Genomic DNA, 19,640 nt, shown 5'->3' on the forward strand with positions numbered 1-19,640 from the left:
TATGCAGACGATGCACACCATTCTGAACGTTGCCGACGCGCCCGCGCACGACTCGTTCGTCGAGAAAAAGTCCGAATTCATCGGCGACGCGTGCCACATCGACTCGCTCGACGAGGCGCTCGCGTTCGTCGAAACGATCCGCGAGCAGCATCCGAAGTCGCGTCATGTCGCGTATGCGGCGGTGTGCGGCGGTTCGGACGGGCGTCTGGTCGAACGGATGAGCGACGACGGCGAGCCGTCCGGCACGGCCGGCAAGCCGATTCTCGACGTGCTGCGGCAGAACAATCTGACCGACAGTGTGGTCGCGGTGACCCGCTATTTCGGCGGGATTCTGCTCGGTTCGGGCGGCCTGATCCGCGCATATTCGACCGGCGCGTCGATCGCGGTCAAGGCGGCGAAGCTGGCACGGATCGTGCCGTGCGCGCGCTACGCGGTGTGGCTCGAGTATCCGCAGCTCGCCCAGTTCCAGCGTCTGCTCGCCGACTGCGACGGGCTGGCCGACGACGAGCAGTACACGGATCGCGTGACGCTGCGCGCCGCGCTGCCGACCGACCGCGCGGCCGATTTCGAGGCGCGCGTGCGGGAGACGTTCAACGCGACGATCACGCCGGAACCGTTGGACACGGTGAACCGGCCGGTCGCGCTGTAGCGGTCGCGTGAGAGCGGTCGCGTCTGCGATGATTCGCGTGACGGCGGCCGCTCGATAACGGCCGTGCGGCGGGGGAGCGGCCACGGGCTATGCTGGTACGCATGACCGATGAGAACGAAACCGCGCAGGCCGCCGGGCAGCCGATCGACCAGACCGCCGATCAGACGGCCCGGTCCGACCGGCAGCACGCCGTGCCGGACGACTTCGAACCGCTGACCGCCACGTACGAGCGCCTGCGCCATTCCTCCGATCCGGACGAGCTGTCCGAGTTCGCGCGCCGACCGTTGCCGGACAAGTCGGACCAGGCGGCGTTCTCGCGCGCGACCGCACTGCTTGAGGCCGTGGCCGGCAATGCGCACACGCCGGTCGAGGATCGCATCATGCTCGCCGAAACGATGCCGTTCCCGAACGTGCTGGTCAAGCTGTCGGTCGACGCGGACGCCAACGTACGCAAGGCCGTGGCGGCCAATACGGACGACAAGAACTGGCTGGTCGGCCGGCTGACGAAGGATCCGGTGCCCGAAGTGCGCGACGTCGCGCTGCGCAACAAGCGCACGTCGTGGAAGATGCGGCTCGAAGGTGCCCAGAATCCGGACGTCGATGCGGAAACGCTTGATTTTCTGAGCCGGTTCGGCGTGGAGAGCGAACAGGGAGCGCCCGCCGTGCTCACGTCGATGGTGCGCCGTGCGGTGGCGCTCAATCCGAACACGGCCCCGGAGACATTGGAACGGCTGGCGAACGATCCGGATCCGGTGGTGGCGAAGGCCGCGGCGAAGCGTCGCGGCTGACTGCAAACGCTGGCATCCGATGCCCGCCCAAGCAGGAAAAGTGAAGGTTAACATTCCCGAACGCGCGACTTTTTGCGCGTTTTGCCGAGCGTGGCGGCCCATGCCAAGTCATACACTATGGAAGTATGACAGAGAGAACCGAAAGTGCCGAACGTCTGGCGCGTCCGCTGATCCGTCTTGCAAAGCTTGTCGGCGTGGCCACGAGCTACGTCGGCATGTCGAACGACTACCACGAGATCGAGGATGATGTCCTTGTGGCAGTGCTCGCCGCCCTGGGCATCGCAGCCTCCACCGACGAGGCCATCGACGACTCCATCAAGCGCGTGCTGGACGAGCGCCGCACCCGCCTCGTGCCGCCCACCGTGCTGCACGTCGTCGGCAAGCGCGACTCCGTGCTCGTCAACACGCCGATCCTGACCGTGCCGTCCGCAAGCATCACGCTCGAAAACGGCGAAGCGTACGCCGGCAAGATCGAAGTCGGCGCCGGCGACGGATCGCAGGCATACGTCATCAACGACGAATTCATCGCCACCGCGTCCGTCCAGCTGCCCGAAGACCTGCCCGCCGGCTATCACACGCTGCACGTCACCGTCGGCAAGCGCACGCAGGACGCCGTGCTCATCAGCGCGCCCGAACGCGTCCCGCTGCTCGACGAGATGAAGTCCGGCCACCTGTGGGGCTGGATGGCCCAGCTGTATTCGATCCGCTCCGCCGGATCGTGGGGCGTGGGCGACTATGAAGACCTCAAGAACATGCTCGTCGGCGCGAAGAAGAAAACCGGTTCCGACTTCATCCTCGTCAACCCGCTGCACGCGGGCGAGCCGGTCTCCCCGCTCACCCCGTCGCCGTACCTGCCGGTGTCGCGCCGCTTCGTCAACTTCACGTACATCCGTCCCGAGGCGATCGAGGAATTCGGTCTGCTGAGCGACGAGCAGACCGCGCAGGTCAACGAACTGCGCTCGCAGGTCGAGCCGCTCAACGGCGACTCGCAGCTCATCGACCGCGACGCCATGTGGCGCGCCAAGATGGGCGCGCTATGGCTCATCTTCAAGGCCGGCCGCGGCCAGGAGCGCCAGGCCGCGTTCGACGCGTACAAGGCCGAGCAGGGCGACGAGCTGGAAGCCTACGCCACGTGGTGCCTGTGCTACGACAAGTGGGGCGCACCGACCGGCGAGGACGGCAACTGGGAGAAGGCGTACACCAAGGATTCGCCCGAAGTCCAGGCGCTGCGCGAGCAGTACCCGGACACGCTCGACTTCTACCGCTGGATGGAGTGGGTCGCCGTCGACCAGCTTGAGGACGCGCAGCGCGCGGCCCGCGACGCCGGTATGCGCATCGGCGTGATGTCCGACATGGCCGTGGGCGTGCACCCGCTCGGCGCCGACGTGTGGTGGTATCCGGAGCGCTTCGCCAAGGGCGCGACCGTGGGCGCCCCGCCGGACATGTTCAACCAGCAGGGCCAGGACTGGAGCCAGCCGCCGCTGAGCCCGATCGATCTGGAACGCACCGGCTACCGCACGTACCGCGACATGGTGCACGGCATGTTCGCCAAGGCTGGCGCGGTGCGCATCGACCATATCCTCGGCCTGTTCCGCCTGTGGTGGATCCCGGCCGGCAAGCCCGCGACCGACGGCACGTACGTGCACTACGACGCGAACGTGATGCTCGGCATCCTCGCGCTCGAGGCGTCGCGCGTCGACGGCGTGGTCGTCGGCGAGGATCTCGGCGTGGTGCCCGATTACGTGGCCGACTCGCTGTCCGCGCACGGCATTCTCGGCTGCGCGGTCGAATGGTTCGAGCAGTTCGAAGGCAAGTTCCGCGCGCCCGCCGATTGGCGTCCGTACGCGCTCGCCTCGGTGAACACGCACGATCTGCCGCCGGTGGCCGGCTACCTCGAGTACGAGCACGTCAAGCTGCGCGAGCAGCTCGGCCTGCTGACCGGCCCGAAGGAGGACTTCGAACGTTCCGCGCAGGCCGAGCACCGCGCGATGATGAAGATGCTGGTCGACAACGGCTATCTGGACGAGTCGCTGCTGGCCGACGAGCAGGCCAACGAGTGGAAGATCATTCAGGCCATGTACCGCGCGCTGCAGGATTCGCCGTGCAAGCTGCTGGCCGCGTCGATCACCGACGCCGTCGGCGAGAAGCGCGCGCAGAACCAGCCGGGCACCAACAACGAGTATCCGAACTGGCGCATTCCGTTGGCCGACGAGCATCTCAACGTCGTGCCGCTGGAGGAGCTGTTCGACAACAGCAAGCTGCAGCAGCTCGCCGCGATCATGAACGACTGATCGGGCAGTTGATCGGCGATCGATCGGGTGACCGAACCGAGCGTCGCGTCGCGGATGTGAGGGGCGGCCGGAAACTTCGCGTTTCCGGCCGCCCCTTCAGCTGTTCCGGTGCATCATTGCGAACGCGATTCCGGACTCCCGGCGGGCGGACGATGCGCCCGACACGCCCGGAAAAATGTCAAGGCCGGCGATACACTAGTAGATTGTTGTGTTTCCCTAAGGGGTCCTTCAAAGCGCTTTCCCACTCGCCATCGAGGACTTTCAGGGAGCCCACGGATAATGAGGTCGAAGCTCTCGTCGCGCGTGCCCTAACCAAGTGCGCCGTCGGGCGGCGGAAACCCGGAACACAATAGTCAAGAAAAGGTACACCAGTGAAAACTTTCACTCCGAAGCCAGCTGATCTGACTCACGACTGGTACATCATCGACGCGACCGACGTCGTGCTCGGCCGTCTGGCCACTCAGGCCGCCGTGCTGCTGCGCGGCAAGAACAAGCCGACCTTCGCGCCGCACGCCGATTCCGGCAACCACGTCATCATCATCAACGCCGACAAGATCGCTCTGACCGGCAACAAGATGGGCAAGGAACTCTACTCGCACTCCGGTCGCCCGGGCGGCCTGCGTCGCGATTCCTACGCCGAGCTGCTGGCCAACAAGCCGGAGCGCATCATCCTGTCCGCCGTCAAGGGCATGCTGCCGAAGAACCGTCTGTCCAAGGTGCAGCTGGATCGTCTCCACATCTACCGTGGCGCCGAGCACCCGCACACCCCGCAGACTCCGCAGGTCTTCGAGATCGCTCAGGTCTCGCAGCAGGCCAAGTGAACCGAAGGGAGATAGAGAATCATGGCTGAAAACACCAACGACTCCGCGGTTCAGGCAACCGAAGAGGAGCTCACCTCGTACACCACCGAGACCAACGCTGGCGCTGGCACCGGTACTTCCGCGATCGCTCCGGGCTACGGCACCGGCCGTCGCAAGGAAGCCGTCGCCCGTGTTCGCCTGATCCCGGGCACCGGCAAGTGGACCGTCAACGGCCGCACCCTGGAGGAGTACTTCCCGTCCAAGCTGCAGCAGCGTGAGGTCAACTCCCCGATCGTCCTGCTCAAGCTCGAAGGCAAGTTCGACGTCGTCGTCCTCGTCGACGGCGGTGGCACCACCGGCCAGGCCGGCGCCATCCGTCTCGGCGTGGCCCGCGCCCTGAACTCCATCGACCGCGACGCGAACCGTGCCGCCCTGAAGAAGGCCGGCATGCTGACCCGCGACGCCCGCGTCGTCGAGCGCAAGAAGGCCGGTCTGCACAAGGCTCGCCGCGCTCCGCAGTTCTCGAAGCGTTAAGCCTTCGCGGCTCTGCCGCATATGCGAAAGCCCCTCGCTCCGTTCGGTTGCTTCAACCGTTCGGGTCGAGGGGCTTTCCTTATTCCCCGTGTTGCAGGTTCTCGATTCCCCGTATTGCAGGTTCTCGGGATGCTGTTCCACCTCGCGCCGGGGAGGGGTATGGATGTTCCGGGAGAAACGGCTTAGCGTCCGGTTTCTGCCGCTGGTTGGCGGTTTTCGGTCACTACAAGCCTCGTTAACGGGCGAAAACTGCCACTGCATGGAAGAAACCGGTCACTGGAGCTTCGTCGTAACATCCGGTTTCCCGATTCGTGATCAGACGCGCAGACGGCGCAACAGATCGGCGGCCGTGCGGGCGGTGACGGGGGAGCGCAGATCGGCGGAGCCGTCGGGGGAGAGCAGACCCAGCATGCATGCCAGACGGATGCTGCGACGGTTCGCAGGAGTGCACACGTTGTCGTACGGGCCGGCCGGCAGCGGTCCGGCGACATGCTTGGTGAGCCAGACGCGCACGGCCAGGACCAGCATCTCCTCCAGATCGACGGGTTCGCTCGGGTGCAGACTCGGGCGGCCCATCGTCGATGCGGTTGTCTCAGAAGCTTGCATCGACGCGTGCGATCGTTCGCCATCACTGACAGCGTTGCCAGTGGCGGCGGTACGGTCGCCGTGTTCATCGTCGCCGTTGCCGTCGCAGCGGCCGCCGTCGTCGGACAGCATGGACGACGGAATCAGCCCGTTCATCAGCGCGCTTTGCAGTTGCGTTGCGTACGGATTGCCCGCATCGACGTCCGCCAGCCCGCCGTCGTAGTAGTACACCGGCACCAGTCCGGCCACGCTGGTCGCGATCGCGATCGCGTGATCGCGGGTCAGCACGGCGTCCGCATCGTCGCCGTTCGTCGCGTCGGCCAGCGGATCGTACGGACGCAGGAACTGGTCGACGTGCGTGGAAGTTGCGTCGCTGTCTTCCGACGTATCGATCTCGGACGGAGCGGAGGACGACGTTCCGGCCAAGCCCGAGGTCGGTGCCGTCGATTCGGTTGGAGATCCGGCTGCGGCTGACGCGATGGATGCGGCTGACGGACGGCGGATCGAAGCCAACGCCGCAGCCGGCTCGTCCGACGGCGACCACGGGCCGAATCCGGCCGTCACGTGCGCGGCCAGATCACGATACGCCCGCGGCAGCGACGGATCGGAGCATACGTGCGCAATCAGCCGCGCCACCGCTCCGGCCACCAGATACGAGCCGAACTCGTTCGTGTGCGTCACGTCGCCGGGGCGGAAGTACGGCTTGACGCCCTCCACGCCGATCGCCGTGATGAACGCCATCGACACGCGGTGCAGATCGAGCACCGGCACGTCCAACCGACGTCCCAGCGTGATGCAAGCGTTCGCGAAATCAGCCAGCAGATCGGCGTACGTGCCGTCCGGCGTCCACGTGTTGCGTGCCAACGGTGTCACCAGCAGCGGATACGCGCCCGCGTCGCGCGCCTCGCGCACGAACTGCACCAGCTGGTCCGTATAGCCGCCGTCCGCGCGCAGCAAAGGATCCTTCTGATCGTTGTGGCCGAACTGCAGCAGCAGAACATCGCCGGCGCGCATCTCCCGCAGCACCGGATCGTAATGGCCGTCGTTACGGAACATGGTCGTGCTCAGGCCGGAGCGCGCATGATTCGCAACCGCGACGCCCGCGTCCAGAAACGCCGGCAGCGACGCGCCCCAGCCGGTGTGCGACCTGCCGAAGCGGAGCGGCAGATGCGCGGTCGTGTCGGTGACGGTCGAATCGCCCGCCAGATACAGCGTAGGAACGTTCGCATCACGCACGTCCAACGACGCGACGATCGGCCGCCGCGCGACGACGGTCACGACCAGCAGCCGATGATCGACGGACTTGCCGATCGCGTCCGGCACGAACGCGCCGACGTTAGCGACGATGTCCGGCAAGTGGCCGTCGGGCGGCACCGGACCACGGTAGACGAGCCGCCGCTCCTGCACGTACGCGACGATCGTCTCGTCTATGCCCGCGGTCATGCGAGCCGCGTCCAGCGTGAGCGACAGTCGATAATTGCCGTCGGCCGGCACGCGCACGGCGAAGCTGCGCGGAACGGGCGGATCGTCGGAGGAGACGGTCGGTGCGGCTTGCGCATATGGTCGCTGTCCTGACGTATGATCGCCCGGCTCGAACCCGCCCGCGATCTCCGCGTTCGACAGCGATGGTTCGCACCGGCGCGCACGTTCGCCGAGCCAGCCGTACCCGCGCGTCGCGTCGTATTCGTCGTCGTCCGCTACGCGAATCATGCTTGCCGACCCATCGCCCGCCATCGTGCGGAGCGCAGTCGGAACCTCCGTCGCCGAAAACGCAAAACCTTGATGGAACATGCCGTTCTCCCCGTTCGCTGTGCTATCTGGTTGTGCTGTCTGTCGGTATGGTCATGCGGATACGTGGCTGACCGGATCGCCGCCACCCCACCGGCGCTTCATGGCTTGGAAGATCTCGTCGTCGGACTCGTGGTTTTCCATGTTGAGCACCACGATCACGTTCCTCCACTGCGGCGCGTAGCAGAACTCGTGCTTCCAACCGTAGTAGTGCGGGCCGTCTCCGCGATTGCGCAGATACGACATAAGCGCGGCCATGACCTGACCGGAGAATTTCACGTCCGCAAGGCAATCGTTCGCCCAGAATCCCTGCCACACGTCGTGCTCGCGGGCGCGCATCGCCGCATCCGCCGCAAGAAAATGCTCGCGGGCGAGACCGGCATGGTAGAACGAGTGCTTGAAATCGTTGGCAAGTGCTTCCTTGACGGCGGTGCACGCCAGCGACGTGCCGCGCGCGCAGTCGCGATAGATCACGGCCTGCAAGCCGACCGTATCGCGGATCAGCCGAGCGGCGTGCAGGCCGGTCGCATCGTCGGCATCCTCCGTGCAGCCGATGCCGGTCGTCGCGCCTGCGGCCATCAACCCGTCGCTGCCGACCGTGGTATCGCACCGATCATCGTCCGTCGCGCCAAACGCGGTACCGAACTCTAAGTCCAGCGCCGTGCGCTCGCAATTCGCGGCCAACAGGGCGTACCGCCGCGACGCCGCGTCGCACAGACGCTGCACGAAGTCGAGCTGCTCGGCGAACGGACCGTCATGCAGCCACTTGAGATCGTTCTCCTCGCCGCGATCGCCGGACAGGTAATGCGTGGCGATCATGCGCGGCGCATACGTGAACAACTGTTCGCCGCACTTCTGGTCCCACTCCGGGCCATAGCTCGCGGCCGCGGCCCAGTACCCGCGGAACAGCCGCGCCACGGCGCTCGCGTACGCATCGCCTCCGTAGTAGCGGCGTGCGTAGTCCAACAGCAGCGTGTCGACGGCGGACCGGATGCCGCCGTCCGCCCCGCCGATCCGCCCGTCGCGCCACATGCGCGCGATCAGGTCGAGGAAGAACACGTGCGGCTTGACATTGGAGCAGTTGACGACCCACAGCGAGTCGCCGCCGCGTTCCAGCACGGTGTCAAGCTCGCGCGCGATGTCGTCCGGGGACTCGGGCATCTGCGTGATGTGGTTCGCGGCCTGCAGGTCGAAGAACGAGGCGTGATAGTAGATGCCGTTCGCGCCCGTGTCGCCGGTCGGCGGCATGGCCGGCGTGCGCGGGTCCCAGTTGCCGCTGCGACGCACCTGCATACGCCCGTATCCATTGTCGGCCCAGATCTTGATCACGTCGTCGGGCAGGTCGAGCAGCCCCTTGCGGTACAGATCGAGCGATTCGGCGTACAGGTACGCGCTGACCGGCGCGTGCGGATCGGCTTCGCGGATCAGCCGGTACTCGTCACGCATCGCCTCGGACAGCACACGACCGCGATCCTCGTCGGTCGCGTGCCGCGGATCGTCCACCCAGAACGGGCCGTCGCAGTTGCCGCGTAGCCCAAGCGTCCACACCACTTTCGCGCCGCGCAACCGTTCGATCGACTCGCGCCACAGCGCCTCGTAGCGCTCGCGGTCCTCAGGCCAGCGGGGCCTCTCGCCCGGATACGCCTCGGCGAACAGGCGCGCGCCCAGCGGCGTCGCGTGATGCTGGTTCACGTACAGGCCCATGTCGCGCGCCAGATCCCAGTGCGGGGCCATGTTCTGCCCGGACCCGGGAATGACAAGGTTGCCACCGGCGCGCAGCAGGGTCTCGAAAATCATGCGCCACGTGCGTTCGTTGTCATTGTCGATGTTCCATGCGGCGACCAATACCTCGTCGTTGACGAACCAGCCGCGGTAGCGCACGGCTGCCGGCTTCGAAACAAGCGTCGCGTCGTCGGCGAGCTCCAGCCGAGCGCGGCGCGCTGGCCGTTGGTCGTTCCAGAACCAGAAGTCCTCGAATCCGAGCCACTCGCGGCTGATCGTGTACAGGCCGTAGACGCAGCCGAGATCGTCAGCGCCGGCGACGACGATCCGGTTCGCGGGAACGTCGATCGTGACGCGGTACTGCTCGGCCGGCATCGTGCGATCGATGCGCACGACGATGTCCGCGGCGGGACGGTCGGGCGATTGCGGTTCGTCGCACGAACCGAACACGTACGCGATGTCGCGTCGCACCGCGTCGGCCGCGGCCGCGACGGCGGGGGAGAAGCCGCGGTTGCGGCCGACCGGCCCGCCGTCGGACGTCGGTACGGGCAGAATCTTGGTATTCGCGGTGATGATGACGCTCATGATGACTGACGTTCCTTTCGGGTGATGATGCTCGGATAACCGCCGGCGTGCGTGCCAGCGAACCGAACATGAGCCGTCGTCCGTCCCGGAGGTCGTCGGGACGGACGACGGCACGCTGATTGGTTGCGGTGCGGCGGATTGATCGCGGCACCGTCGCGGGCCGGCGCTACTTGATCGCGCGGTCGTACGCCTGCTGCCACAGGGCCACGGCCTTGTCGAGACCGGCGGTGTGCAGCTTGTTCACGTACTCGTCCCAGCCTTGGTCGACGCCGCCGTTGACGATCCAGTCGGCGAGCTGTGGCACGGCGTACGTGAAGATCGGGGTCATGTAGTTGGTGGCCTCGTTGGCCTCGTCCGTGGTCAGGCGCGTCCAGATCGGAATCACATCCTTGTCCCAGTCGATGTGCTTATAGTCCTCGGTGTACGCCTTGTCCACGCCGAGCAGGCCGTCGCTCTTCTGATCGCCCTTGATGGTCATGTCGTCGCGGATCGCGTACACGCCGCCGGAGCCGAGCGACAGGTCGACCGACACGTCGGCGTAGCGCTTCGGGCTGACCGTGTACGTGTGATCGCCGTCGTCGGACACGTATTCGGGGATGGAACCGTATTTGGTGATCACCGACATCTTCTCGGAGTACAGCGCGTCGACGATCTTGTAGATCGCGTCCTTGTTCGGCGCGTCCGCGGCGACCGACAGCTTGCCGCCGAAGTAGCGCGCGGCGTCGCGGCCGGCGTCCCACGTCACGTCGTCGGCGCTGGTGCCGGGCGCGACGGGCGCGGCGAGACCGATGTATTGGCTCTTGAGCGTGTCGCCGAAGTCGGACTGCCACCAGCCGAACGTGGCGCCGACCTTGGCCGTGCTGCCTTCGCCGGCGCGCTGCGTGTTGTACGCGGACGAGTCCTGCGTGAGCGCGTCCTTGGGCATCAGGCCCTTCTCGACCAGTTCGTGCAGCATGCCGACCACGGTTTTCATGTTGTCGGTGTCGAGGACGTTGCCGACCTTGCCCTGCTTGGCGTAGAAGCCGCCCGCGCCCGACGTGGTGGCCACCTGCGTGGTGAGGCCGGTGGAGTTGAGAAACAGGAACGGGCTGTACCAGCCGATGCCGTTGGTGTCGAGCTTGCCCACGGTGAACGGGATTTCGTCGGCCTTGCCGTTGCCGTTCGGATCCTTGGTCTTGAACGCTTCAAGCACGTTGACGAACTCGTCCCACGTGCGCGGCACCGGCAGCCCGAGCTTGTCGAGCCACTGCTTGTTGATCATCAGGTGGCTGGTGGAGGTGGCGTAGTCCTTGCCGTTGTCGGCCGGCAGCGCGTAGATGTGGCCCTGGTCGTCGGTGGCGAGATGCTTCATGGCCTTGTCCTTGAGCGCCGACTTGAGATTGGGCATCTGATCGAGATGCTGCGCAAGATCGTCGAACACGGCCTGATTGCGCGTGGTGTCGTCGATGCTGAACAGGTTGAGCGTGATGTCGGGGATTTCGCCGGCGGCGAGCATGGCGTTCTTCTTCTGCGAGGCGTCGCGGCTCACCTCCCATTTGATGGTGCAGTCGCAGGCCGCTTCGAGCGGTTTGGTCAGGCCGAGCTTGGAGATGTCGGCCGTGGTGGCCGACTGGACGCTGAAGATCGTGACGAGCGGCTTGCCGTTCGCGTCGGTGGCGGCGTTGCCGTTGCCGCAGCCGGCCAGCGCGGTGAGCGCCGCTATGGTTGCGGCCGTGGCCGTGATGATGCGCTTGTTCGCAGACATTGGATACTCCTTCGTTTCCCTGTACGTTCCGCGTTCGGCGGATTGCTCCGCCGGCCACCCGTGACTGCACTGACTACGAGTGGTTTGTTCTGCCTTACTTATGAAATACGTATCTTGAAATACGTATTTCATACTGTAGGTCAACGATTCGCGAAACGCAAGCCGGCGACACGCGCGGCTCGGGGCGCGAGGCCGGGCCGCAGTATGCGAGTCAGGCGACTTAGTGGCTGGCGGTTTGGCGACTTGACGGCTGGCGGCTGGCGGTTTGGATGGCCGCGGCGGACGGCCGCCGTTCCGTCGTCTGCACGGCGAGGCAAGTCCTCTTCGCCAGGACGGCGGGATGCTGCTCATCCGAACATGTCCGTCCGCGCGTTGCGGGAGCGGGGTTCTGCACGGCGGCGTACGCTGGGCATACGTATGCCGTCGTATATGACAGGGACGGTCGCGCGACGGTTGTCCGCATGACGTTCGGATGCGCGGCGGCGATCGTGGGCTAGACAGGGGGTACCAGCATGGCGAAAGGCAACGAGGCGCGCAGACGCCCCACCAGCAAGGACGTGGCGGCGCTCGCCGGTGTGGCGCAAAGCACCGTCTCCCACGTCATCAACGGCAACTATCCGGTCTCCGACGCGGTTCGGCGGCAGGTGATCGACGCGATGGAGCGGCTCGACTACCATCCCAACGCCAGTGCGCGCACGCTGCGCACCTCCCGCACGCGCACCATCGCGCTGCTTGAGAACATGGACGAGAACACCGCCGGCTACGACGTGCTGCCGTACCTGTCCGGCATCATCCGGCGCGCGCGCGAACATGACTACGACGTCATCGTCAACACGCTCGCCGACGACGACAACGCGCTCGACCGGCTTTCGCAGCGCATGATCTGCGACGGATTCGTCATCATGGACGTCGTCGAGCATGATCCGCGCGTCGAACGCGCCGCGCAGCTCGCCGTGCCCGCCGTGCTCGTCGGCAACGCAGCCGTTCCGGGCGCGGGCCGGATACCGGACTGCGTGTACTACGACTACGATGCGGCCATGGCCGACATCGCGCGCGAGGCGGCCGGCTGCGGCTGCGACACGCTGGTCATGGTGCGCGACAAGCCGGACGACGGCCGGTCGCTGCCGCTGGTCGAACGGACGATGTACGCGAGCGGCCGGCGCGAGGCGGAACGGCTGGGGCTGCGGGTCGAGCTGATCGTGCCGACTGCCGAGGGGGAGGACGGTGTCGCGGCCGTCGGCGGCGAACTGGCCGCCGCGATTGCGGGACGGCGCGCGGTGATCGCCATGCGCGGCGTTGATCTGGGCGATATGGTGCGGCGGTGGTGCGTGGCGCATGATATCAGGCCCGGTTCTGACGCGGCGATCGTTGCGATCGGGCCGGTCGCCGCGCAAGGTCGGTATCCGGAGCTGTCGTATCTGTCGACGCGGCCCAACGCCGTGGTGTCGACCGCGGTAGACCTGCTGGTCGCGCGCATTGACGGCGACGCGTCGCCGACCGTCGTGCGTGCCATAGCTCCCGAACGCATCATCCACCGCGGCACGACGCTGCCGATGATGGCCGCTGATGCTGATGCTGATGCGGGCGCGTAGCGCGGTGATTCGGTTGGTTGTTCGGTGGTTCGCTGCGCTGGGAAGGTTCTCAACGGGGTGAAACGCCGGAGGTCTGTTTGTGTTGCCTCGCTGGGGTGTCTGAGCGTGGTGATCTAGGAAGATGTTCGGTGGTTTGCTGCGCTGGGAGGGTGCTCAGTGAGGCAAAGTGCCGGAGGTCTGTTTGTGTTGCCTCGCTGGGGTGCCTGAGCGTGGTGATCTAGGAAGATGTTCGGTGGTTCGCTGCGCTGATGGGGTGCTTGTCGGGGCGGATCGCCGAAGGTTCGGCCGATGTGCGCCGCTGGAACAAGCGGCAACACGCCGGAGCGTCGATGAATATATCGATACGTATCGATGGCGCAAGAACGCATTTATCGATAACTCGATCATCGGATTGTGGATTGCCAAACCAGTTGCCGTTTGTTTCGTGCTATAGTAAATACGTATCGATCGATACGTATTTACTAGGTGGGCCGGTGAACGGCCGCCAAGCGAATGCGCTACCGGTCAGCAACGAAGCAATGCATCCGCGAACCGTCCGATGACGGGCGGCGCAGCGGACGGAACGAAGCAACGCACGGCAAAGGCTGCCGCGAAGAAAGGAACGACGGTGTTGTCAACCATCATGCGCAGGTCGATGACCTCGCGAACCACAAGCGGGCCCAAGCCGTCCGCAGCCAGCGAAAGGAGCGCGGCATGAGCTACGCAGCCGAATTCGCCACGCTGGTCAAGTCCAGCGGCAAAGGCAAGGACAAGCCGAAGGACACCAAACCGGCGCTGGGCTTCCTCGCGCCGTGGATCGTCGGTGCGTTCTTCCTCACGTTCATCCCGATGATCGTCTCCCTGTACCTGTCCCTGACCAAATACAACATGCTCACCTCGCCGAGGTTCGTGGGATTCCAGAACTACGCGACGCTCATGCAGGACCAGCGCTACCTCAAGTCGCTCGGCGTCACGTTCAGCTACGTGATCATCTCCGTGCCGCTGCAGCTCATCGCCGCGCTCGCCCTCGCCGTCGTGCTCGACCACGGCATGCGGGGCCTCGCGTTCTACCGTTCCGCGTTCTACCTGCCGTCCATGCTCGGCAGCTCGGTCGCCATCGCGGTGCTGTGGAAGATGGTCTTCGGCTCCGACGGCCTGTTCAACCAGGCGCTCGGCCTGCTCGGCATGGACGTCACCCAGTCGTGGATCGCCAACCCGGACACCGCGAACTACACGCTCATGGCGCTGCACGTCTGGCAGTTCGGCTCGCCGATGGTGATCTTCCTCGCCGGCCTGCGACAGATCCCCAAGGAACTGTACGAGGCGGCCAGCGTCGACGGCGCCGGCAAGTGGCGGCAGTTCCTGTCGATCACGCTGCCGATGCTCTCGCCGATCATCTTCTTCAACCTGGTGATGTCGATCATCAACAGCTTCCAGACGTTCACGCAGGCGTTCGTCGTCTCCGGCGGCACCGGCGGCCCCAACGACTCCACGCTGTTCTACACGCTCTACCTGTACATGCAGGGCTTCGGCTCGATGAAGATGGGCTACGCCGCCGCGATGGCGTGGATCCTCGTCGTGATCGTCGCCGTGCTGACCGTAATCAACTTCGCCGTTTCCAAGTACTGGGTGCATTACGATGACTGACGCAACACTGAACCTCAAGGCCCCGGCCGCCAAGCGCGCGGCCGTGTCCGCCACAACCGCCCCCGCGTCCTCGTCGGGCGCGTCGGACGTGTCCATCCCCGAATACAAGGACCAGAACAAGGTCCGCAACATCGTCATCCAGATCGTCAAGCAGCTCGTCGTGCTCGCCATCGCGCTCATCATGCTGTACCCGATCCTGTGGATGATCGCTAGCTCGCTGCGCAAGCCGAACGAGATCTTCACCAACATGGGACTGTGGGTATCGCACCCGCAGTGGAAGAACTACGTCGACGGATGGTTCGGCCTGAGCCAGCCGTTCGGCCGCTACTTCCTCAATTCGCTGCTGCTCGTCGCCTGCGCGATCGTCGGCAACGTGATCACCTGCTCGATGGCCGCGTACGCGTTCGCCCGGCTCAACTTCAAGGGCCGCCCGCTCATGTTCGGCTTCATGCTGCTCATGCTCATGATCCCGATCCACGTGGTCATCATCCCGCAGTACATCATCTGGAACTCGTTGAGCATGATCAACACGTACATCCCGCTCATCGTGCCCAAGTTCCTCGCCATGGACGGCTTCTTCACCTTCCTGTTCTACCAGTTCATCCGAGGACTCCCGCGCGACCTCGACGAGGCCGCCAAGATCGACGGCGCCGGCCACTGGCGCATCTACTGGCAGATCCTCATGCCGCTCATGAAGCCGGCCATCGGCACCACCGCCGTGTTCACGTTCATGTGGACGTGGAACGACTTCTTCAGCCAGCTCATCTACCTGACCGACCCGAAGCTGTACACCGTGCCGATCGCCCTGCGCGCGTTCATCGACGCGACCAGCAAGTCCAGCTACGGCCCGATGTTCGCCATGTCCGTCCTGTCCATGATCCCGCTGTTCATCGTGTTCTGCTTCGGCCAGAAGTATCTGGTCGAAGGCATCGCCACCACCGGCGGCAAGTGACGCGGACGGAGCGTCACCCACCATCAACCAAGCACCAACAACCCAAGTTTTCGATAAGGAAATATCAAAGGAGATAACCATGAAGTCCATGAAGAAGTGGATCGTCGCGGCCGCCGCCGTGTCCGCCGCCGCGCTCGCCCTGTCCGGCTGCGGCACCAAGGTCGGCGCCTCGGGCGGAGAAGTCAAGGCGTCCGACGGCGACGTGACCATCCGCATCGGCTACTGGGGCTCCGACAGCCGCGTCAAGCTCACCGAAGAGGTCATCAAGGGCTTCGAGGAGAAGCATCCGAACATCAAGGTCGACATGACCTACAACGACTGGTCCGGCTACTGGGACAAGCTCGCCACCGACACTGCCGGCAAGAACGCCCCCGACGTCATGCAGATGGACGAGCTCTACCTCGCCTCCTACGCCTCGCAGGGCTCGCTCGTCGACCTCGACACCACGTCCGAATACCTCGACCTGAGCGGCATGGACGAATCCCTGCGCGACATGGGCAAGGTCGACGGCACGCAGTACGCCGCCCCCGTCTCCTCCACCGCGTTCGGCGTCGTACTCAACAACGACGTCATCAAGAGCCTCGGCCTGACCGCGCCCGACACGTCCAACTGGACCTGGGACGACCTCAAGGCGTTCGCCAAGCAGGTCGTCGACAAGTCCAACGGCGAAACCGTCGGCATCGCGCCGCTCAACAACGGCATGAGCCTGCAGCTGTGGGCCCGCCAGCACAACGAGAACCTGTTCAAGGACGGCAAGGTCGCGATCTCCGAGGACACGCTCGCCAGCTACCTGCAGATGGCCTACGACTGGACGCACGGCGACCAGATCGCGGGAACCCCCGACCATCAGGCCGAGCAGGCGTCCGGCACCACCGACCAAAGCGACTTCGCCACCGGCAAGCAGGCCATGATCTTCACCCAGTCCACGCAGGTCTCCGTGTACGCGAAGGCCGCCGGCACCGACAACATGACCCTCGTGCCGCTGCCGAACGACGGCGAGAACGCCAAGTACGGCTACCTCAAGCCCGGCATGTACTGGGCGATCTCCTCGCAGTCCAAGCACCCGGCCGAAGCCGCCGAGCTCATCGACTACCTGCTCAACGACGAGACGGCCGGCAAGACCATGAGCACCGACCGCGGCATCCCGTCCAACAACAAGATCCGCGAAGCGCTCGCCGACTCCGCGACCGGCACCGACAAGCAGGCGCTCGACTTCCCGTCCCAGATCCAGGACACGCTCGGCGAGGCCCCGTCCATCACGCCGAACGGCGCGTCCGACCTCGACAAGATCATCGCCCGCTACAGCCAGAAGGTGATGTTCGGCGACCAGTCCTCGGCCGACGCCGCCAAGGCCATGATCAGCGAGCTGAACACCGCGATCGCCAGCGCCTGATCCGACGCCCGTCGGCGGTCCGATGACGTTGGTTCGCGTGCCCGGCCGGCCTGTGACCGGTCGCGCGAACCAGCGATGATCCCGACGCGACTTGCCGACGGCCCGCGCGAATCGTGCGGGCCGTCGGCAAGAACCGGCAACTGTTTTGTTGTGAATGAGATTTCCGAATATAGTAAATACGTATCAATAAATACGTATCGATAATAATGATTTCCTACCCAAGAGGTGACTGCGATGTTGCTTGATGCCCTCACTCCCGTCGATGTGGACGGCCGCTCCGAAGCCGTACGCCAGGCCGCCGCCGACCTGCGCCGCGATCTCGGCGTCGTGTGCGGACGAGGCGACGCGACGCCGGCGTCGACCGCAACCGCCCGCATCGAACTGGCCGACGATCCGTCGCTGGGGGAGGGGATGTACCGCGTCGTCGCGGACCGCGGCGTGCTGCGCGTCATCGCCGGCGACGACTTCGGCTTCATCTACGGCCTGTATCACATCAGCCGCGAACTGCTCGGCGTGCCCGACCTGTGGTTCTGGATGGACTGGACGCCCGCCGTCGCCGGACGCAAGCCCGGTCCGGTCGCCGTGCCCGCCGGCTACGCGTTCGCCTCCCGGCCGTTCGCCGTGGCGGACCGCGGCTGGTTCGTCAACGACGAAGTGCTGCTCATGGGCTGGCGGCTCGACAACGACCCCGACCAGCCGTGGGAGATGGTGTTCGAGACGCTGCTGCGTTGCGGCGGCACGATGGTCATTCCCGGCACCGGCAACAACTCCGCGCACCACGCCGAGGCCGCCGCCCGTCGCGGCCTGCGCATCGCCCAGCACCACGCCGAACCGCTCGGCGCGCGCCTCTTCTCCTCCGTCTACCCGGACCTCAACCCCTCGTGGGACGAGCACAAGGACCTGTTCATCGGCCTGTGGAAGGAATCGCTCGCATCGCACCGCGGCCAGCACGTCATCTGGAACGTCGGCTTCCGCGGCCAGGGCGACTCCGCGTTCTGGGACTCCGACCCGACCTACGACACCGACGAAAAGCGCGGCGCGCTCATGAGCGAGATCATCCGCATCCAGCGCCGCATGGTGCTCGACTCCGACCCGCAGGCGCGCACCTGCGTCTACCTGTACGGCGAAACGCTGGAACTCTACCGCAAGGGCGTGCTCGACCTGCCCGACGACGTCATCAAGATCTGGTCCGACAACGGCTACGGCCGCATGGTCACGCGCCGGCAGTGCAACCACAATCCGCGCATCGACGCCATGCCGAACCCCGCCGACCGCGGCGCGCAGGGCATCTACTATCACGCGTCCTTCTACGACCTGCAGGCCGCGAACCACATCACCACGCTGCCCGTGCGCCCCGAACGCATCGCGCGCGAGCTCGGCGAGGTGCTCGCCCGCGGCGGCGACGCGTTCTGGATCATCAACTCCTCGAACGTCAAGCCGCATGCCTACTACCTTTCGCTCATCGCGCGACTGTGGCGCGACGGGCTCGCCGGACTGGACGATGCGGACCGGCCGGTCGCGTCCGTGACGCCCGCGTCGGGTTCGGCCGACGAGACCGAACCGTCGATCGCATCGGTCGGTGCGCTGCTTGCCGGCGCATCCGACGCCGTCTCCGTCGACGATGCCGTCTCGGCGACGTTCGTGCGATCGGCCACGTGCGCGTTCGCGGCCGAGTATTACGGCGAGCGCGACGCCGACGCCGTGGCCGACGCGTACGCCGGCTACTTCGACGCGGCCGTCGCGTACGGCGAACGCTGGGACGAACGCGCCGGCGAACAGTACTTCAATCACTGCCCGCGCATGCTGGTCACGCAGTTCATGCGCGACCGCAACACGAGTTGTGACGACATGCGCTGGGCGGCCGGCGACGTGCCGTTGGTCGAGCAGATCGCCGTCGTCGATCGCGTCGCCGTGCGCGGGGCCGCGCAGTACGCCGCGCTGGACGATCGCGACACCGCGGCCGCGACCGGCATGTCGCCGCGGGCGCGACGGCTGTTCGACGATTCGATCGCGCTGCATGCGCGCGTCTACCGCCACTGCTGCGAGGCCACGCATCTGACGTGCCGTGCGCTGTGGGAGGGATTCGCCGAGGACTGGCAGCACGCGTTCTTCCACGCGGGACTGGCCCGGCGCGAGTTCCGGCGGGCGCGCGAGGCGATGCTGGCGCGCGAGCACGGCGTGTGGCGCGGCTACTACGCGAACGAATGCCTGACCGACATCGCGCAGAGCGCGTGGGTGCTGTCCGGGCTCATGGCCTATCTGCGTACGATGGGCGACGGGCCGCACTTCTTCCAGTGGCAACGCGACTTCATCTACAGCCGCGAGGAGCAGAAGATCAAGACGCTGCTCAACCTCGAAAACCATCTGACCGACGACGAGATGTTCGACGCCATGCTCGTCAAGTGGGAGGATCTCGGCTGATTGGCGCGGGCCGTACCGCTTGGCTGCGGACCGCATGTCTGTGTACCGCCCGGCTGTGTACCGCCCGGCTGTCGTACCGCCTGGCCAGCGTGAGCGGTCATATGTTTCACGTGAAACACACGCTAAGATCGCAAGCCGGCTTGATACGGTACGGTCCGGTCACGCGATGG

The 19,640-nt window shown here is 65.7% G+C and carries 13 protein-coding genes; 10 read left to right on the forward strand and 3 right to left on the reverse strand.

Translation table 11 applies throughout. The features are described from left to right. The first annotated feature begins 10 nt into the window (after nt 1-10). The 5 genes from KIH79_RS05475 (at nt 11) to rpsI (ending at nt 5,062) form a co-directional block, all read left to right on the forward strand. Entirely contained in the window at nt 11-649 is a 639-nt protein-coding gene (locus KIH79_RS05475; protein ID WP_219058497.1) for an IMPACT family protein, read from the forward strand. A gap of 101 nt (nt 650-750) precedes the next feature. Next, entirely contained in the window at nt 751-1,437 is a 687-nt protein-coding gene (locus KIH79_RS05480; RefSeq protein WP_219058479.1) for an AbrB family transcriptional regulator, read from the forward strand. A gap of 125 nt (nt 1,438-1,562) precedes the next feature. Continuing rightward, nucleotides 1,563-3,728, forward strand: a complete 2,166-nt coding sequence (malQ, locus tag KIH79_RS05485; RefSeq protein WP_219058480.1) for a 4-alpha-glucanotransferase — start codon at nt 1,563-1,565, stop codon at nt 3,726-3,728. 371 nt (nt 3,729-4,099) lie between these two features. Next, nucleotides 4,100-4,549 (forward strand): 50S ribosomal protein L13, encoded by a 450-nt coding sequence (gene rplM / locus KIH79_RS05490; protein ID WP_219058481.1) that lies wholly within the window; start codon nt 4,100-4,102, stop codon nt 4,547-4,549. A gap of 21 nt (nt 4,550-4,570) precedes the next feature. After that, nucleotides 4,571-5,062 (forward strand): 30S ribosomal protein S9, encoded by a 492-nt coding sequence (gene rpsI, locus KIH79_RS05495; RefSeq protein WP_219058482.1) that lies wholly within the window; start codon nt 4,571-4,573, stop codon nt 5,060-5,062. Nucleotides 5,063-5,377: 315 nt separating this feature from the next. On the opposite strand, the gene KIH79_RS05500 is transcribed toward rpsI, so the two are convergent. The 3 genes from KIH79_RS05500 to KIH79_RS05510 form a co-directional block, all read right to left on the reverse strand. Further along, nucleotides 5,378-7,357, reverse strand: a complete 1,980-nt coding sequence (locus tag KIH79_RS05500; protein ID WP_219058483.1) for a rhamnogalacturonan acetylesterase — start codon at nt 7,355-7,357, stop codon at nt 5,378-5,380. A 132-nt stretch (nt 7,358-7,489) separates the two neighbouring features. Beyond that, the gene (locus KIH79_RS05505; RefSeq protein ID WP_219058484.1) at nt 7,490-9,742 is read right to left on the reverse strand and encodes a glycosyl hydrolase 115 family protein; all 2,253 of its coding nucleotides are present in this window, start codon (nt 9,740-9,742) and stop codon (nt 7,490-7,492) included. Between the two features lie 166 nt (nt 9,743-9,908). Next, nucleotides 9,909-11,486 (reverse strand): type 2 periplasmic-binding domain-containing protein, encoded by a 1,578-nt coding sequence (locus KIH79_RS05510; RefSeq protein WP_219058485.1) that lies wholly within the window; start codon nt 11,484-11,486, stop codon nt 9,909-9,911. A 512-nt stretch (nt 11,487-11,998) separates the two neighbouring features. On the opposite strand from KIH79_RS05510, the gene KIH79_RS05515 reads away from it, so the two are divergent. The 5 genes from KIH79_RS05515 (at nt 11,999) to KIH79_RS05535 (ending at nt 19,470) form a co-directional block, all read left to right on the forward strand. Continuing rightward, nucleotides 11,999-13,078 carry a LacI family DNA-binding transcriptional regulator gene (locus KIH79_RS05515; protein ID WP_219058486.1) on the forward strand — a complete coding sequence of 360 codons (1,080 nt, stop codon included), beginning with the start codon at nt 11,999-12,001 and terminating at the stop codon, nt 13,076-13,078. Between the two features lie 693 nt (nt 13,079-13,771). Further along, complete coding sequence (locus tag KIH79_RS05520; protein ID WP_219058487.1) at nt 13,772-14,704, forward strand: carbohydrate ABC transporter permease; 933 nt, start codon at nt 13,772-13,774, stop codon at nt 14,702-14,704. After that, nucleotides 14,697-15,656, forward strand: a complete 960-nt coding sequence (locus tag KIH79_RS05525; RefSeq protein ID WP_236023636.1) for a carbohydrate ABC transporter permease — start codon at nt 14,697-14,699, stop codon at nt 15,654-15,656. The genes KIH79_RS05520 and KIH79_RS05525 overlap by 8 nt, the downstream gene beginning before the upstream one ends. Before the next feature lie 79 nt (nt 15,657-15,735). After that, nucleotides 15,736-17,049 (forward strand): ABC transporter substrate-binding protein, encoded by a 1,314-nt coding sequence (locus KIH79_RS05530; protein WP_219058488.1) that lies wholly within the window; start codon nt 15,736-15,738, stop codon nt 17,047-17,049. A 234-nt stretch (nt 17,050-17,283) separates the two neighbouring features. Continuing rightward, nucleotides 17,284-19,470 carry a glycosyl hydrolase 115 family protein gene (locus KIH79_RS05535; protein WP_219058489.1) on the forward strand — a complete coding sequence of 729 codons (2,187 nt, stop codon included), beginning with the start codon at nt 17,284-17,286 and terminating at the stop codon, nt 19,468-19,470. Nucleotides 19,471-19,640: the final 170 nt, after the last annotated feature.

Source organism: Bifidobacterium miconis, assembly GCF_019331735.1.
Classification (GTDB): Bacteria; Actinomycetota; Actinomycetes; order Actinomycetales; family Bifidobacteriaceae; genus Bifidobacterium; species Bifidobacterium miconis.

What these genes read in the sequence shown, in the direction of transcription:
- KIH79_RS05530 (WP_219058488.1), top strand. Translation starts at nt 15,736, where the DNA reads ATGAAGTCCATGAAGAAGTGGATCGTCGCGGCCGCCGCCGTGTCCGCC.
- KIH79_RS05475 (WP_219058497.1), top strand. Translation starts at nt 11, where the DNA reads ATGCACACCATTCTGAACGTTGCCGACGCGCCCGCGCACGACTCGTTC.
- KIH79_RS05515 (WP_219058486.1), top strand. Translation starts at nt 11,999, where the DNA reads ATGGCGAAAGGCAACGAGGCGCGCAGACGCCCCACCAGCAAGGACGTG.
- KIH79_RS05500 (WP_219058483.1), bottom strand. Translation starts at nt 7,357, where the DNA reads ATGATTCGCGTAGCGGACGACGACGAATACGACGCGACGCGCGGGTAC.
- KIH79_RS05510 (WP_219058485.1), bottom strand. Translation starts at nt 11,486, where the DNA reads ATGTCTGCGAACAAGCGCATCATCACGGCCACGGCCGCAACCATAGCG.
- KIH79_RS05480 (WP_219058479.1), top strand. Translation starts at nt 751, where the DNA reads ATGACCGATGAGAACGAAACCGCGCAGGCCGCCGGGCAGCCGATCGAC.
- KIH79_RS05520 (WP_219058487.1), top strand. Translation starts at nt 13,772, where the DNA reads ATGAGCTACGCAGCCGAATTCGCCACGCTGGTCAAGTCCAGCGGCAAA.
- rpsI (WP_219058482.1), top strand. Translation starts at nt 4,571, where the DNA reads ATGGCTGAAAACACCAACGACTCCGCGGTTCAGGCAACCGAAGAGGAG.
- KIH79_RS05535 (WP_219058489.1), top strand. Translation starts at nt 17,284, where the DNA reads ATGTTGCTTGATGCCCTCACTCCCGTCGATGTGGACGGCCGCTCCGAA.
- KIH79_RS05525 (WP_236023636.1), top strand. Translation starts at nt 14,697, where the DNA reads ATGACTGACGCAACACTGAACCTCAAGGCCCCGGCCGCCAAGCGCGCG.
- KIH79_RS05505 (WP_219058484.1), bottom strand. Translation starts at nt 9,742, where the DNA reads ATGAGCGTCATCATCACCGCGAATACCAAGATTCTGCCCGTACCGACG.
- malQ (WP_219058480.1), top strand. Translation starts at nt 1,563, where the DNA reads ATGACAGAGAGAACCGAAAGTGCCGAACGTCTGGCGCGTCCGCTGATC.